We start from the raw sequence: 14,543 nt of genomic DNA on the forward strand, positions 1-14,543 counted from the left end.
GCGTGCGCAGTCAGCGCCGCGGGGCAGTGCTTTCACTCTTGCTTACAATGTCGCGCTGTCGATAGGCGAGCCAGCGCGAGCGCCAGAAGTACGCCGAGAGGGCAGCCAAAGCGACGCTGGCGAGTAACCAGTACGTGACGTTCTCCCAGAACACCAGCGGGTCGCTGGCGATACTGAAGTGATGCTCGATCGGCTGGCGGATCGTGATGCTACCGGTGATCAGTGCCCGAGCGGCCTTCGATGCTGGCCATGCTGCGGGGAGCAAGCTGGCGAGTACCGCCGCACAGGCACTGACGATGTCGGCTGTATTGGCAGGCCGTTGGCGACCCGGACGGATGTTGCTTTCGACGCGCCAGTACAGCGCACTGACGAAACAGATCAAAGCGCCAAGTGGCAGGACGATGAGCCCAAGCCCGAAGGCTGTTGCAGCGCCGAGAAAAGTCGCGCCATCAAGCGCTGCGATATGCGACCACAGCGGTGCGAGTTGCCAGGCAAGCAGCGCAGAAGGTGTCGCAAAGATCAGCGTTAGCAGGAATAAACGTTTGCTACGGGCAAGCAATTGCTCGCCGCTAACGATTGCAATAGGGGCTTGCACGGTGAGATATCAATGAACGCCGTTGCGGATCAGTCCCACAACAATGCCTTCAAGTTCGAATTCGTCGGGATGGGGATCGATTGGCGCGAAGTCAGGGTTTTCGGCCAGCAAGCGAATTTTGCCGCCGCGACGCTCCAGTCGTTTCACGGTGACGTCGTCACCGAGCCGCGCAACGACAATCTGGCCGTTGCGCGCGTCAGGGGTGCGATGCACAGCGATCAGATCGCCATCCAGAATGCCCGCATCACGCATCGAAAGGCCTTTGACCCTCAGGAGGTAGTCTGCTGCCGGGGCGAACATTGCCGGGTCCATGTCGAGGCGCTTCTCGAGATTCTCGCTGGCGAGAATCGGACTACCGGCGGCGACTCGGCCGACGACCGGTAGGCCGGTTTCCTCGAGCAGGCGGATGCCGCGCGCGCGTCCTTCTTCCATAGCGATCGCGCCTTTCCGGGCGAGCGCTTTCAGATGTTCCTCTGCGGCATTTGGCGAACGGAATCCGAATGCCTCACAGATTTCGATGCGCGTCGGCGGTCGGCCTTCGGTGCGAACGGTGCGCCGGATGAGGTCGAGGATTTCAGCTTGGCGTGGGGTGAGGTCGGATGCGTGCGTCATGACTGTATTTTTGTACAGAACGCGGTGTAGTGCAAGCGCACTCACGGGATCAGCACAGCGGCGCCTTGCAGGCTACCGGCGCGCAGTTGCGCCAGTGCATGGTTCGCGCGCGCAAGCGGGAAGCGGGTGACTTCGGTGTGCACCGGATGTTGGCGCACCAGCTCAAGGAATGCCGTGCCGTCGTTGCGCGTGAGGTTGGCGACCGAGCGGATCTGGCGTTCGCCCCAGAGCGCGGCATAGGGGAAGCCGGGAATGTCGCTCATGTGGATGCCCGCGCAAACCACAACCCCGCCTTTGCGCAGCGCGCCAAGCGCTGTGGGGACCAATGCGCCAACCGGGGCGAAGATGAGTGCAGCGTCGAGCGGCTCGGGTGGCGTGTCGTCCGAACCGCCCGCCCATGTGGCGCCCAGCGAGCGGGCGAACTGCTGGCTATCGAGGTCGGTCGGCCGTGTGAATGCATAGACCTCGCGCCCCTGTTGGCGGACGACCTGAGCAACGATGTGTGCGGCGGCGCCGAAACCGTAAAGCCCGATGCGTGATCCGTTTCCGGCCATGCTCAGCGCGCGATATCCGATCAGGCCGGCACACAGCAGCGGGGCGAGCGATGCGGCCTCGACTCCATCCGGGAGCGCGAAGCAGTAGCGGGCGTCGGCGACGCAGTGCTCGGCGTAGCCGCCGTCGATCTGGCAACCGGTGAAGCGCGCCTGGTCGCACAGATTCTCGCGGCCGCTCACGCAATACGCACAGCGGCCGCAGGTCCAGCCAAGCCACGGTACGCCCACGCGCTGGCCGCGGCTGAAGTCACCAACGCCTGCTCCGACAGCCTCCACTCGCGCGACGATCTCGTGTCCCGGTACGATGGGCGTGTGCGCGTGCGGCAGTTCGCCGTCGACCAGATGAAGGTCGGTGCGGCAAACGCCACAGGCTTCGACGCGAAGGAGCAGTTGGCCGTATGCTGGCTGCGGCAGCGCGCGCTCGATTTCGACGAGCGGCTGATTCGGGTGTTGCAGTTGCATTGCGCGGGACGTGCGAACCATGAGATCTCCTGGTGGCGGATGCTTGTGGTGCAGCGTGGCTTGATCTAATCCTAGTGGACTTGCGGGCGCATGGCGCAGGAGGTGCGGCATGGAGTGCGGCGTCGGGGCAGATCGACTTCCGGTAGAATCCGGCCCACACCCGGGAGGCACAGCATTGGCTCCGGGCTGCGTTGCGCCGCACTTCGTGCTGCCCGACGCGGACATGGAGACTTTCGACCTGCGTGACGCGATGCAGCGTGGCGTGGTCGTGCTGTGCTTCTACCCTCGTGATGGAACACCTGCCTGTACGCGGCAGGCGATTGAATTCAGCGACCACGAAGACGACTTCCTCCGCGAAGGGGCCGCCGTCATCGGGATCAGCCCGGACGATTGCCTGACGCATGCCGCGTTTCGCGATGAGCATGGGATTTCGATCCGCCTGCTGTCCGATCCCGACCTGGAAGTGTGCCGACTCTATGGGGTGCTGCACCGACGTGAAGGTTGTGAGCGCGATACCGTGCGTCGCACGACCGTCCTGATCGATCGCGCCGGTGTTGTGCGTCACCTCATCGATGACGTTCAGCTACGTGGGCACGCAGCCGAAGTACTCAAGCTTGTTAAAGAAATCGCAAGGAACAACTAATGGAAATCGTAAAGAACGCCGTCGTTACCCTGAACTACACCGTACATGATCCGGATGGCAACATGATCGACGACGGCAAGAACCCGCTGGTCTACCTGCATGGTGGTTACGACGCCATCTTCCCGCACCTGGAAGAAGCGCTTCACGGCAAGTCGGTCGGCGAGCAGGTCGTCGTCAAGCTGCAGCCCGAAGATGCGTTTGGCGATTACGACGAGAGCCTGGTCATGATCGAGCCGGCGGACCTGTTCCCGGACAACATCGAGGTTGGCATGGCGTTCGAGCGCGTCGGTGAAGATGGCGAAGAGGACATGCTCTTCCGCGTGACCGACATCGCCGAAGGCAAGGTGGTGGTTGATGGAAATCACCCGCTGGCCGGCACCGCGCTGGTGTTCGACGTGACGGTGGCGGAAGTGCGCATGGCGACGGCGGAAGAGATTTCGCATGGCCATGTGCACGGTGCGGGCGGTCACCAGCACTGATCGCTGACGTGCCCGGCATGCCGGGCGCGCTGCATAGAGAAAAACGGCATTCGGGCCAGCGCCCGGATGCCGTTTTCTTTTGTGCCGCCAGCAGGAAAGTTTCGGACGCCTGGCAACAAGTGCACTGCGCGGCGGCCCGGTAAGGTCCGCCGCGCAGTGCCGAGAGGTGGGGTGGACTGCACCGCGCTGGTGCTTAACCGCCCAAGCGGGGCGGATACGAAGGCCCGCGTTGGGCAGGCTCCGCTTGCGAACGGGCCTGTGTTTGTGGTCATCGATGGGCGGAATATTGCGTCATCTCAGCCTCCTTTTTCGATGTGTTGCGCGAGACGTGGATGGCTTGGCGTGTCCGGATCGATGGGTGCCTGCTTTGGCATGAATACTGCTCAACCCGATACTTTTACTGGATTCGTGTCTGATGCTTGAACCGATGCTGGATGCCGTGGTGCGGAACCGCGCGATTCGGATACCTGTTGATGCCGGGGCGGCACCGCGATGGACTGCGTCGTCATGATTACGAAGAAGCTTGGGTGCCTCGCCGCGTTGTTGGCGAGCGCGGTGCTGATGCTGGGCGGCTGTGATGCGGTGTGGAACAGCCCGTATCCGGCCGATGAGCGAGACAAGCTTTTCCTGCACGAGGAATTCAACTCGCGGCCCAAGCATTTCGACCCTGTGCAGTCGTATGTCGAAGACGAGGCGTGGTTCACCTATTCGATCTACGAAACGCTGTTCGAATTCCACTACCTGAAACGCCCGTTCGAACTGCAGCCGGGCCTCGCGGCCGCGATGCCGAAGGTCAGCTATCTGGACAAACAGGGGCAGCCGCTACCGGCCGATGCCCCTGCGGCTCAAATCGCGCAAAGCGTCTATGAAATTCCGCTGAAAGCAGGGGTGCGCTTTCAGCCCCATCCGGCCTTGGCGCGCGACGGAGCAGGCAGGTTGCGTTACGAAGGGCTGGACGATGCCAAGCTGGGTGGGCGTACGCAGATCACGGACTTCGAGTTCACTGGTACGCGCGAACTCGTGTCGGAGGATTTTGCCTACGGCATCAAGCGAATTGCGCGCCCGAAGCTGGAATCCCCCTCGCTTGAGCTATTCAAGCAGATCCTTGGTTTTGATGAGCTGATTGCGCAGCTGGAAGCCGATGTGAAGGCCGGAAAGGCGGACCCGGATGGCTGGATCGATCTGCGCAAATACCCTTTGGCTGGCGTTGAGACGCCTGATCCGCACACGCTGAGGATTCGCCTGAAGGGCAAGTATCCGCAGTTTATCTACTGGCTTGCGATGCCGTTCTCGGCGCCGATGCCGTGGGAGGCCGAGAAGTTCTACGCTCAGCCGGGCATGGCCAAGCGTGAACTGACGCTCGACATGTGGCCGATAGGCACCGGGCCGTTCATGCTCACGCGAAACCGCCCGTTGCGCGAGATCCTGATGGAGCGGAACCCGAATTTCCGCGAACAGACCTACCCCTGTGAGGGCGCGCCCGGCGACAAGGAGCGTGGCCTGCTCGATGACTGCGGGAAGCGCCTGCCGATGATCGACGGCGTGAAGTTCGTCTACGAGAAAGAGGCGACGCCGTTCTGGAACAAGTTCTTGCAGGGCTATTACGACTTCTATGCGTCGACCCGCTTCAAGACGATGGCGAGTTTTGATACGGCGCTGCAGATGCAGGGCGGCGGCCTTTCGCTATCCGATGCGATGAAGAAGCAGGGCATTGCGCTGAAGACCGAGATTGAGCCGGCCACCGAATACTTCTTCGTGAACATGCTCGATCCCCTCATCGGCGATGGCGGGGCGACGCCCAAGGCGCGTGAGCGCGCGCGCAAGGTGCGCCAGGCGATGGCGATTGCGTTCGACATGGAGGAATACCTGTCGATCATGAAGAACGGCCTTGGCATTCCGATGCAAGGGCCGATTCCGCCTGGGATCGCGGGCTACAAGACGGGCGAGGCGGGGATCAACCCGTACGCTTTCACCTGGAAGAACGGGCGCCCGAAACTGCGATCGATTGACGAGGCGAAGCGTTTGCTTGCTGAGGCTGGTTATCCCAATGGGCGCGACGTGGAAACCGGCGAGCCGCTGGTCATCAACCTCGATGTTTACGACGTATTCAAGCGCGAGCAACTGGAGATCGTCATCAAGCAGATGAAGCGCATCGACATCCAGTTGGTGCCTCGCCTGACGGAGTGGAACCGGTGGCAGGAAATGCATCGCAAAGGCGCGGCGCAGCTTTCGTTCTGGGGCTGGAACGCCGACTACCCTGATCCGGAGAACTTCCTCTTCCTCTTCTACAGCAAGAACAGCAAGGCGAAGTTCCAGGGCGAGAACGTCACGAACTACAACAACCCGGAGTTCGACAAACTGTTCGAGCAGTTCCGTGGCATGGACGTTACCGCTGACCGCCAGCCGATCATCGACAAGATGGCCGATCTGGTGCGGCGCGATGCGCCGGTGCTGGCTGGCTGGCACAACGAGGCCTTCGAGCTGTCGCACAGCTGGCTGCGCAATTCGATGCCGGTTCGCATGCTGCACACCAACCGCAAGTACCTCTCGCTCGATGTCGCGAAGCGCAACGCGCTCTCGGCGCAGTGGAACCGCCCGCAATTGTGGCCGCTGGTGCTGGCGCTCGCAGCCATTGCAGCGCTCGCGGCACTGGGCGTGCGCCACTACCGGCGGCATGAAACCCAAACAGCCCGCTCGGAGGCTGCCCAATGATCGCCTACCTGATCCGGCGCCTGCTGTGGGCATTGCCCACACTGCTGGGTGTCAATCTGCTGGTGTTTGCGTTGTTCTTTGTCGTCAGCAGCCCTGACGACATGGCGCGTGCGCAGCTGGGCGCGAAACGCGTGACGCAGGAAGCGATCGAACGCTGGAAGGCCGATCACGGCTACGACAAGCCCTTGTTCTACAACGACAACGCGCAGGGTTCCAAGCAATTCACCGACACGATCTTCGTGCAGAAGTCGGCCCGCATGTTCCTGCTCGACTTCGGCAAGAGCGATCTGGGCCGGGACATCAACCATGAGCTGTATGCCCGCATGTGGCCGTCGCTCGCGCTCGCCTTGCCGGTGTTCATCGTCGGGCTGTTTGTGGCGATCGTGGCGGCGATGGTGCTGGCGTTCTTCCGCGGCACCTGGCTCGACTACTCGGGGGTGATCGCTTGCGTGGTGCTGATGTCGATCTCCAGCCTGTTCTACATCATCGCGGGGCAGTTCATCGTCGCCCGGACCTGGAACCTGGTGCCGATTTCGGGCTACGAAGGCGGGCTTGATTCAATCCGCTTCCTCGCACTGCCAGTGCTGGTGGGGGTCATTGCGGGTCTTGGCTCCAACGTGCGCTGGTACCGCGCGATTTTTCTCGAGGAGATCGGTAAGGACTACGTACGCACTGCACGCGCCAAGGGCTTGTCGGAGGGCGCGGTGCTGTTCCGTCATGTGTTGAAGAACGCGATGATCCCGATTCTCACCGGTACCGTGGTGGTGATCCCGTCACTCTTCCTCGGCAGCCTGATCAGCGAGTCCTTCTTCGGCATTCCGGGCTTGGGGAGCTTCACCATAGAGGCCATCCTGATGCAGGACTTCGCCATCGTCCGCGCCATGGTGTTCATCGGTGCCTTGCTCTACATCCTGGGCCTGATCCTCACCGACCTTTCCTACACCCTGGTTGATCCGCGGGTACGACTGCAATGAGAGATTTCCAGATCGTTGTCCTCTGGTCGGACGTGCTGTTCGCGGTTCTGCTCGCGGCACTCGCCGCTGGCGTCGCATACGCCTTTCGCCATGCGCATCTGCGCCGGGCCTGGCACACCGTGTTTGCCAACCGCAGCGCGATGGCGGCTTTGGTCATCCTGCTTGCATACCTGCTGGTGACCGTGCTCGATTCCTTCCACTACCGCCCGGCGCTCGACCAACCGGATGGTGTGCCGCAGACCAAAGTTCAGTACTCGGTAGAGGTGCTGTCGCTGCTCGATGTCGCGCTCACCACCCTGCGCGATACCCGCGAGAAAACCTACTCGGCCCCGTTCGCGACGCACTTCTTCGAAAAGCAGATGCTCGAAGCGCCGGACGGCAAGCAATACCGCGACTACCCGCGGCTCAAATTCGGCGGCGCGCACCTCAAAGACCCGGCGGAGCGCGCCGGCGACATTGCAGTGCGTGCAGCCGGTGGCGCGGCGCTCGGCGGCATGTTGTGGCTCTTAGCAATGCTGCCCATCGTGCGTGGCGTAGCGCATAGCCATCAATGGACGCTGACAAAGGCGGCCCGCGAAGTGCTGCGCGGCGGCACCCAGATCGCGTGGGACGGCTTCGCCTGGGCTTTGCTGTTCGTGCTGGTCTTGGCTGGTGTGCTTGGCACGCTGTCCGGCCACTACCATGTGTTCGGTACCGATGCGACCGGCAACGACGTGCTCTACCAGACCCTCAAGGCGATGCGCGTCGCGCTGATGATCGGCACGCTCGCGACCTTGGTTGTGCTGCCGCTCGGTATCGGTCTTGGCCTTGCCGCTGGCTACTACCGCGGGTGGGTCGATGACACGATCCAGTATGTCTACACGGTGATCAGCTCGATCCCCTACGTGCTGTTGATTGCGGCCGCCTCGCTGATGATGACGATGCTGATCGAACGCAACGGCGCGCTGTTTGCGACCGCCGCTTCGCGTGCGGATGCCAAGCTCGTCGCGCTGTGCGCGATCATCGGCGCGATCTCCTGGACCACGCTGTGCCGCTTGATTCGCGCCGAAACGCTGAAGCTGCGCGAGCTTGATTATGTGCAGGCGGCGCGCTGCTTCGGGGTGTCGAGTCTGCGCATCATGCTGCGCCACATCCTGCCGAATGCTTTTCACATCGTGCTGATCACCGTGGTGCTGGACTTCTCGGGCCTGGTGTTGGCCGAGGCCGTGCTGTCGTTTGTCGGCGTGGGGGTCGATCCGACCTCGATCAGCTTCGGCATGATGATCAACAAGGCGCGCGGCGAACTCGCGCGTGATCCGCTCATCTGGTGGTCGATCAGCGCCGCCTTCGTCTTTATGGTGAGCCTCGTGCTGGCCGCCAACCTGTTTGCCGACGCAGTGCGCGAGGCATTCGATCCGCGCGCGCTACCGTCGCGCCGCCGCCTTCGCTTGGGAGCCGCAAAATGAATCAGGCCCCCGCAGAAACCGTGCTCGCGCTGCGCGAGCTTTCGATGCACATCGACAGCGAGCGTGGTGTCGTGCGCGCGCTCGACCGCGTTTCCTTCGAGATTCGCGCAGGCGAAACCTTCGCCCTGCTTGGCGAATCCGGCTGCGGCAAGTCGATGACGGCGCTGTCGCTGATGCGCCTTTTGCCACCTGCCGGGCGCGTTGCAGGCGGCGAGGTGCGCATGGGTGGCCGCGACCTTTGCAGCCTCACCGAAGCGCAGATGCGGCGTGTTCGCGGTGGCGATCTGGCGATGATCTTCCAGGAGCCCGGCACCAGCCTCAATGCAGTGCTGACGGTTGGCCAGCAGTTGGGCGAGGTGCTGGCGATCCACCGCGGCGTGAAAGGCGAGGCTGCGCGCGCCGAGGCCGTGGCGCTGATGAAACAGGTCGGCATCCCCGATCCCGAGCGCCGTTTGAACGAATACCCCTTCCAGTTCTCCGGCGGCATGAAGCAGCGCGTGATGATCGCGATGGCGCTTGCCGGTAAGCCGAAGCTGCTGATCGCCGATGAGCCGACCACCGCGCTGGATGTGACGATCCAGGCCCAGGTGCTCGACCTGATGGCTACGCTGCAGCGCGAGCAGCGTATGGCGATGATGCTGATCACGCACGATCTGGGCGTAGTCGCAAAGATGGCGCACCGCATCGGCGTGATGTACGCAGGCCACCTTATTGAAGAGGCGCCGCGCGAGCGCTTCTTCACCAAGCCGGCACACCCCTATTCGGTGAAGCTGTTCGAAGCGCTGCCGGAAGGGCATCGCCAAGCCGGCAAGCTTGCGACGATTCCTGGATCTGTACCGCCGCTGACCACCGACTTCATCGGTTGTCGTTTTGCCGAGCGCTGCCCTCATGCCTGGGACCGCTGCCGTGGTGAGGCACCTTCATGGCATGAGCTCGGCGAGGGGCAGCGCGTGCGTTGCCACCTGTACGACGCAATTGAGACCGGGCGGCTGGCATCGCGTTCCGGCGCCGCCGAGCAAGCGGCGAAGCCGGCGACACGCAGCGGCGAGACACTGCTTGAGGTTGAGCAGTTGCAGGTGCATTTCCCGATCAAGCGCGGCGTGTTCCAGCGCACCGTGGGCCACGTCAAGGCGGTGGATGGTGTGAGCCTGAGTTTGCGTGCCGGGCGCACGCTGGCACTCGTGGGTGAATCGGGCTGCGGCAAGACCACCGTGGGCAAGGCGATCCTGCGCCTGATCGAACCGACCGGTGGCGGCGCACGCCTTGGTGGCGCCGATCTGGGTGCTTTGGATGCCAAGTCGTTGCGCGCGATCCGCTCGAAGATGCAGATGGTGTTTCAGGATCCGTTCGGCTCGCTGAATCCGCGCTTGCGCGTGGCCGAGATCATCGACGAGGGCATGGATGCCCTGGGAATTGGTGGTGATGTGGCGGCGCGGCGCGAGCGCATCCTCGAGATCATGCGTCTGGTGGGCCTGCGGCCCGAGATGGCGGATCGCTACCCGCATGAGTTCTCTGGCGGGCAGCGCCAGCGGATTGCCGTGGCACGTGCGCTGGCGGTATCGCCACAGCTGATCGTGTGTGACGAACCCACCTCTGCACTGGATGTGTCGGTGCAGGCGCAGATTCTCAATCTCTTGCAGGAATTGCAGGCGGAGCTCGGGCTCGCGTACTTGTTCATCACGCACAACATCGGCGTCGTCGAATATCTCGCGCATGAGGTGGCGGTGATGTATCTGGGGCGCATCGTGGAGCAGGGCAGCGCAGAGGAAGTGCTCAAGTCGCCGCGACACCCCTACACCCAGGCGCTGCTGGCGGCGGTACCGCGGGCTGATCTGAGCGCTTCGCAGGCAAATGGGCTGCCGCCGCTGAAGGGCGATCTGCCGTCGCCGTCGAATCCGCCACAGGGCTGTCATTTCCACCCACGCTGCCCGAAAGCTGCTGATGCGTGCCGACAGGCTTACCCCGAGCGCGTCGCGCTTTCGTTGACGCATACGGTGGCCTGCCACTTCGCGCGTTGAGTCGCGATCGCTTTGAAGCAGGGCCTCTTTGAGTGCCTTGCTTCTTCCGCGCTCGCGCCAAGAATTTGCGGCAGTCGGCGAATTTGACAATTTGCGTCGCACTCGTGCGACTTGCATAGAAAAGCGACCGTTATTCAGCGGGTTGGCGCTTGGGTACGCCTGATGCTTGGTACATGGCAAACGCCTTTGGGTGTCAAAGGAGGGTGTCATGAGACGTCTGAACCAAGCGATCGCGGCCCTTGCCGCTGCGGGTTTTGGCCTCGCCGCAGCGCCGGCTCAGTCCGCCGCGATTTCGGAATGGGGCTTCACGATTGACTCAGGCTTCATCGCCTACACCGATACCAACGGCGGCACGGCGGGCATCACCGGCAGCGCGGCGAACGCGCGCCTGAGTGCCGAGAACGGCATCATCGGTTTGCAGGGCGGCGGCGGGTTCGATTTCTCGACCGTTGGCAACGTTTATTCGAAGCTTGCGTGGGGGATTCCGGCGAGCGCGGGCGGACAGTCCTCGCTGTCGGTTGGTGCCGCGACGAACGGGCGTGAAACCGGCTCGCTGATGACCAACGGCGGTGAAGTGGCGACCGTGAAGGTGGTGCACAACAACTTCCCGGTGTATGCACCGTCGCTGCGCAGCGCAACGCTGTTCGACATGGTGAACCTCGATCCGCTGGTACCGGATCTGCCGGGTTTCGATGCGCCGGCGCTGCTGTTCGCGATTCACTTCCTTGAAACCGACAACGACGGTTCATGCGAAGTGGCCAGCCCGATCCCGTGTAACGACATCTTCGTGATCGACGTAGCAGGTGCGGGCTTTAACCCGGTCGACAAAACCTTCAACCAGACCTTTGCGTACGGCGCCGATCTCTACAACGCCAAGGTGCGGGTGGACGGGGTTGATGTGCTGACGAACGCCGCATGTGGCGCGGTGGGCGTGGCGAATGGTTGCCTCGGCTTCACGACGGTGGAAGGCCTCAGCAACGAGTTCCAAGTGTACTTCGAGATCACCGACAGACCTTACGAAACGCCGGAACCGGCCGCGCTCGGCTTGCTGGGTGCCGCGCTGGCGCTGCTTGCCTGGCGGCAACATCGCAACGGGAGCTGACCGGCAACGGTGGAAGAAAACGGCGGGGCAACCCGCCGTTTTTCATTCCGGCAAGACTTTGCCTGGGTTGAGCAGATTCATCGGGTCGAGCGCCTGCTTGATCGCACGCATCACCGATACCGCCGTGTTGCCGTGTTCCAGCGCCAGAAACTGGGCCTTGCCGAAACCGATGCCGTGCTCACCGGTGCAGGTGCCTTCAAAGTCCAGCGCACGGCGCACGAGACGATCATGAAAGGCTTCGGCGCGTGCGTTCGCGGCGGGGTCGGCAGGGTCGGTCAGCACCAGCACATGGAAGTTGCCATCGCCGACATGGCCCAGGATCGGCGCGATCAGCCCGTTCGCCTCGATATCGTTGCGCGTCGCGGCGATGCAGTCCGCAAGGCGCGAGATCGGTACGCAGACGTCGGTCGTCAGTGATCGCCAGCCGGGCTTCAGATTGATGCAGGCGAAGTAGGCGTCGTGGCGGGCCTGCCATAGCCGGGTACGGTCTTCCGGCCGATTCGCCCATGAAAATTCGGTGCCACCGAATTCTTTCGATACCTCCTGCACGATGTGCGCCTGCTCGTCGACACCCGCCGTGCTGCCGTGGAATTCGAAAAACAAGGTTGGCGCTTCGTGCAGCGTGGTCTTGCTGTAGGCATTGATCGCCTTGACCGACAGCGTGTCGACCAGTTCGATGCGGGCAACCGGCACACCGAGCTGGATCGTCTGGATCACGCAGCGCACCGCGTCATGCACGCTGGGGAAGCAGCACACCGCGGCGGCGATCGCTTCCGGCACCGGGTAGAGCTTCAGCGTGAGTTCGGTGATGATGGCCAGCGTGCCCTCGGAGCCGACCAGCAGGCGCGCAAGGTCGTAACCGGCCGCACTCTTTCGCGCGCGGCTGCCGGTGCGCAGCACGCGCCCGTCGGCCAGCACGGCGGTGGCGCCGAGCAGGTTCTCACGCATCGTGCCGTAGCGCACCGCGTTCGTGCCCGAAGCGCGCGTTGCAGCCATACCGCCGAGCGTGGCGTCGGCGCCCGGATCGACCGGGAAGAACAGCCCGCTGTCGCGGATCTCGGCGTTGAGCTGCTTGCGGGTGACGCCGGGTTGCACGGTGACATCGAAGTCCTCTGCGTGCAGGGCGACGATACGGTTCATCTGTGTGAGATCGATGGATACCCCGCCCCGCACCGCGAGCACATGACCTTCCAGCGAGGAGCCGGCGCCAAACGGAATCATCGGCACGCCGGCCGCATGGCAGGCGCGCGCAATCGCGGCAACTTCCTCGGTGCTGTGTGGAAACACCACGGCGTCCGGTAGCGCTGGCGGAAAGTGCGATTCATCGCGGCCGTGGTGCTCGCGCACCGCATGCGCAACGCTGATGCGACCCGGCAACAGGTGCTCAAGCGTTTCGATCAGCGCAGCGGGGAGTTGGCTCATGGTTGTCGAGTCCTGCAAGCGCGGGCTGCGTTCAGCCAAGCGTTTCGAAGTCGCTGTCGGTGAGTTCCCGCCAGAGGCCGTCGACGCGTCCTTCGAGCGGGCGGAATCGCGACTTGTAGTTCATCTTTCGACTGTCCCGGATCCAGTAGCCAAGGTATAGATAGGGCAGGCCCGAGCGGCGGCATGCATCGATCTGCCACAGGATCGCGAAGGTGCCGAGGCTCGCGGATTCGAGGTCCGTGTCGTAGAAGGTGTAGACGCTGGAGAGCCCGTCGGTTAGGCAGTCGACGATGCTGACCATGCGCAGCACGCCGTTCTCGCGGAACTCGATCAGCCGTGTATCGATGTGGCTTTGCAACAGGAAGTGCGAGTACTGCTCGCGGCTGTCCTGGTCCATGCCGCCACCGGCATGCCTGCTGGCCTGGTAGCGCTGGTAGAGCTCGTAGTGTTCTTCGTTGAACACCAGTGGATGCTCGGCGGCGACGAGCCCCGTATTGCGCTGCGCTGCGCGGCGCTGGCTGCGCGCCGGCAGGAAACGATCCACCGGTACACGCACCGGTACGCAGGCGCGGCAAGTGTCGCAGTGCGGCCGGTAGGTAAATACGCCGCTGCGGCGAAAGCCGTTGCGCAGCAGATCGCTGTAGAGCGGGGTGTCGATCATGTGGCCCGGTGTCGCGACCTGCGAGCGCGCAATGCGGTCCGGCAGGTAGGAGCAGGCGTAAGGCGCCGTGGCGTAGAACTGCAGAAACGCGTAGGGCAGGTCTTTCAGCAAAGTCATGCTTGCATGTCCCCCCAGTCAATGTCCTGCATTTGTGTGCGCTGCCAGCGGGCGGGTTGCGCACTGGCAGCGTGGGTTGCCAGCAGCGCTGCGAAGTCCGAGCGCGGAACCTCTCTCCCCCCGAGCGAGGCCAAGTGTGCAGTGTTCATCTGGCAATCTATCACCTTGAAATCGCGCCGTTCAAGGTCGCGCACCAGATGGGCGAGGGCGGCTTTCGATGCGTCGGTGCGGCGCGCGAACATCGATTCGCCGAAAAAAACCTTGCCGATGGCCATGCCGTAGAGGCCGCCGACCAGTTCGCCGTCCTGCCAGCTCTCGACGCTGTGCGCCCACCCGAGCTCGTGCATGTCGCAATAGGCAGCCTGCATCGCGTCGGTGATCCAGGTGCCGCCGCCCGGTTCACGCGGTGCGGCGCAGGCGGCGATCACGTCGGCAAACGCAGTATCGCAGCGGATTTCAAACTCGCCGCGGCGCAAGGTCCTGCGCAGCGAGCGTGAGCATTTGAATTCGCGTGGCAACAACACCATGCGTGGATCGGGGCTCCACCAGAGGATCGGATCGCCGGGCGAAAACCACGGAAAGATGCCGCAGCGGTATGCGGCGAGCAGCCAGTCCGGTGCGAGTTGCCCGCCGGCCGCGAGCAGCCCGTTGGGCTCGCGCAGCGCGCGTGTCAGCGGCGGGAAGTCGGGGCGATGCGGGTCTAGCCAATCGATCATGGGGCGCGCGTGGCGATGGATATCGGCACGA

At 63.3% G+C, this 14,543-nt stretch carries 13 protein-coding genes; 7 read left to right on the plus strand and 6 right to left on the minus strand.

Annotated features, from left to right (window positions below; all coding sequences use genetic code 11):
- Window positions 1-10: 10 nt before the first annotated feature.
- From ACE3P0_RS01090 to ACE3P0_RS01100, 3 genes are read right to left on the minus strand one after another with little or no spacing between them, the layout of a single operon-like run.
- Window positions 11-595, minus strand: a complete 585-nt coding sequence (locus ACE3P0_RS01090) for a hypothetical protein (RefSeq protein ID WP_374398970.1) — start codon at window positions 593-595, stop codon at window positions 11-13.
- 9 nt (window positions 596-604) lie between these two features.
- Window positions 605-1,207: a transcriptional repressor LexA gene (gene lexA / locus ACE3P0_RS01095; RefSeq protein ID WP_374398972.1), complete on the minus strand. Its 603-nt coding sequence runs from the start codon at window positions 1,205-1,207 to the stop codon at window positions 605-607.
- 41 nt (window positions 1,208-1,248) lie between these two features.
- Window positions 1,249-2,244, minus strand: a complete 996-nt coding sequence (locus ACE3P0_RS01100; protein ID WP_374398974.1) for a zinc-dependent alcohol dehydrogenase family protein — start codon at window positions 2,242-2,244, stop codon at window positions 1,249-1,251.
- A 202-nt stretch (window positions 2,245-2,446) separates the two neighbouring features.
- Here ACE3P0_RS01100 and ACE3P0_RS01105 point away from each other — a divergent pair, with 202 nt between their 5' ends.
- From ACE3P0_RS01105 to ACE3P0_RS01135, 7 genes are all read left to right on the plus strand, one after another.
- Window positions 2,447-2,866 (plus strand): peroxiredoxin, encoded by a 420-nt coding sequence (locus tag ACE3P0_RS01105; RefSeq protein ID WP_374398975.1) that lies wholly within the window; start codon window positions 2,447-2,449, stop codon window positions 2,864-2,866.
- Window positions 2,866-3,345, plus strand: a complete 480-nt coding sequence (locus tag ACE3P0_RS01110; RefSeq protein ID WP_374398977.1) for a peptidylprolyl isomerase — start codon at window positions 2,866-2,868, stop codon at window positions 3,343-3,345. The genes ACE3P0_RS01105 and ACE3P0_RS01110 overlap by 1 nt, the downstream gene beginning before the upstream one ends.
- A gap of 507 nt (window positions 3,346-3,852) precedes the next feature.
- Window positions 3,853-6,057 carry an ABC transporter substrate-binding protein gene (locus tag ACE3P0_RS01115; protein WP_374398979.1) on the plus strand — a complete coding sequence of 735 codons (2,205 nt, stop codon included), beginning with the start codon at window positions 3,853-3,855 and terminating at the stop codon, window positions 6,055-6,057.
- Complete coding sequence (locus tag ACE3P0_RS01120; protein ID WP_374398981.1) at window positions 6,054-7,031, plus strand: ABC transporter permease; 978 nt, start codon at window positions 6,054-6,056, stop codon at window positions 7,029-7,031. The genes ACE3P0_RS01115 and ACE3P0_RS01120 overlap by 4 nt, the downstream gene beginning before the upstream one ends.
- Window positions 7,028-8,476, plus strand: coding sequence for an ABC transporter permease (locus ACE3P0_RS01125; protein WP_374398983.1), 1,449 nt, complete (start codon window positions 7,028-7,030; stop codon window positions 8,474-8,476). Before ACE3P0_RS01120 ends, ACE3P0_RS01125 begins: the two co-directional genes overlap by 4 nt.
- Complete coding sequence (locus tag ACE3P0_RS01130; protein WP_374398985.1) at window positions 8,473-10,494, plus strand: dipeptide ABC transporter ATP-binding protein; 2,022 nt, start codon at window positions 8,473-8,475, stop codon at window positions 10,492-10,494. The genes ACE3P0_RS01125 and ACE3P0_RS01130 overlap by 4 nt, the downstream gene beginning before the upstream one ends.
- A gap of 208 nt (window positions 10,495-10,702) precedes the next feature.
- Entirely contained in the window at window positions 10,703-11,596 is an 894-nt protein-coding gene (locus tag ACE3P0_RS01135) for a THxN family PEP-CTERM protein (RefSeq protein ID WP_374398987.1), read from the plus strand.
- A gap of 42 nt (window positions 11,597-11,638) precedes the next feature.
- On the opposite strand, the gene ACE3P0_RS01140 is transcribed toward ACE3P0_RS01135, so the two are convergent.
- The 3 genes from ACE3P0_RS01140 to aat are packed head-to-tail and all read right to left on the minus strand — an operon-like array spanning window position 11,639 to window position 14,512.
- Window positions 11,639-13,018 carry an FAD-binding oxidoreductase gene (locus ACE3P0_RS01140; RefSeq protein ID WP_374398989.1) on the minus strand — a complete coding sequence of 460 codons (1,380 nt, stop codon included), beginning with the start codon at window positions 13,016-13,018 and terminating at the stop codon, window positions 11,639-11,641.
- Between the two features lie 31 nt (window positions 13,019-13,049).
- The gene (locus ACE3P0_RS01145; RefSeq protein WP_374398991.1) at window positions 13,050-13,796 is read right to left on the minus strand and encodes an arginyltransferase; all 747 of its coding nucleotides are present in this window, start codon (window positions 13,794-13,796) and stop codon (window positions 13,050-13,052) included.
- Window positions 13,793-14,512, minus strand: a complete 720-nt coding sequence (gene aat, locus ACE3P0_RS01150; protein ID WP_374398993.1) for a leucyl/phenylalanyl-tRNA--protein transferase — start codon at window positions 14,510-14,512, stop codon at window positions 13,793-13,795. The genes ACE3P0_RS01145 and aat overlap by 4 nt, the downstream gene beginning before the upstream one ends.
- Between the last annotated feature and the right edge of the window lie 31 nt (window positions 14,513-14,543).

This window comes from Niveibacterium sp. (assembly GCF_041909475.1).
Lineage (GTDB): Bacteria > Pseudomonadota > Gammaproteobacteria > Burkholderiales > Rhodocyclaceae > Niveibacterium.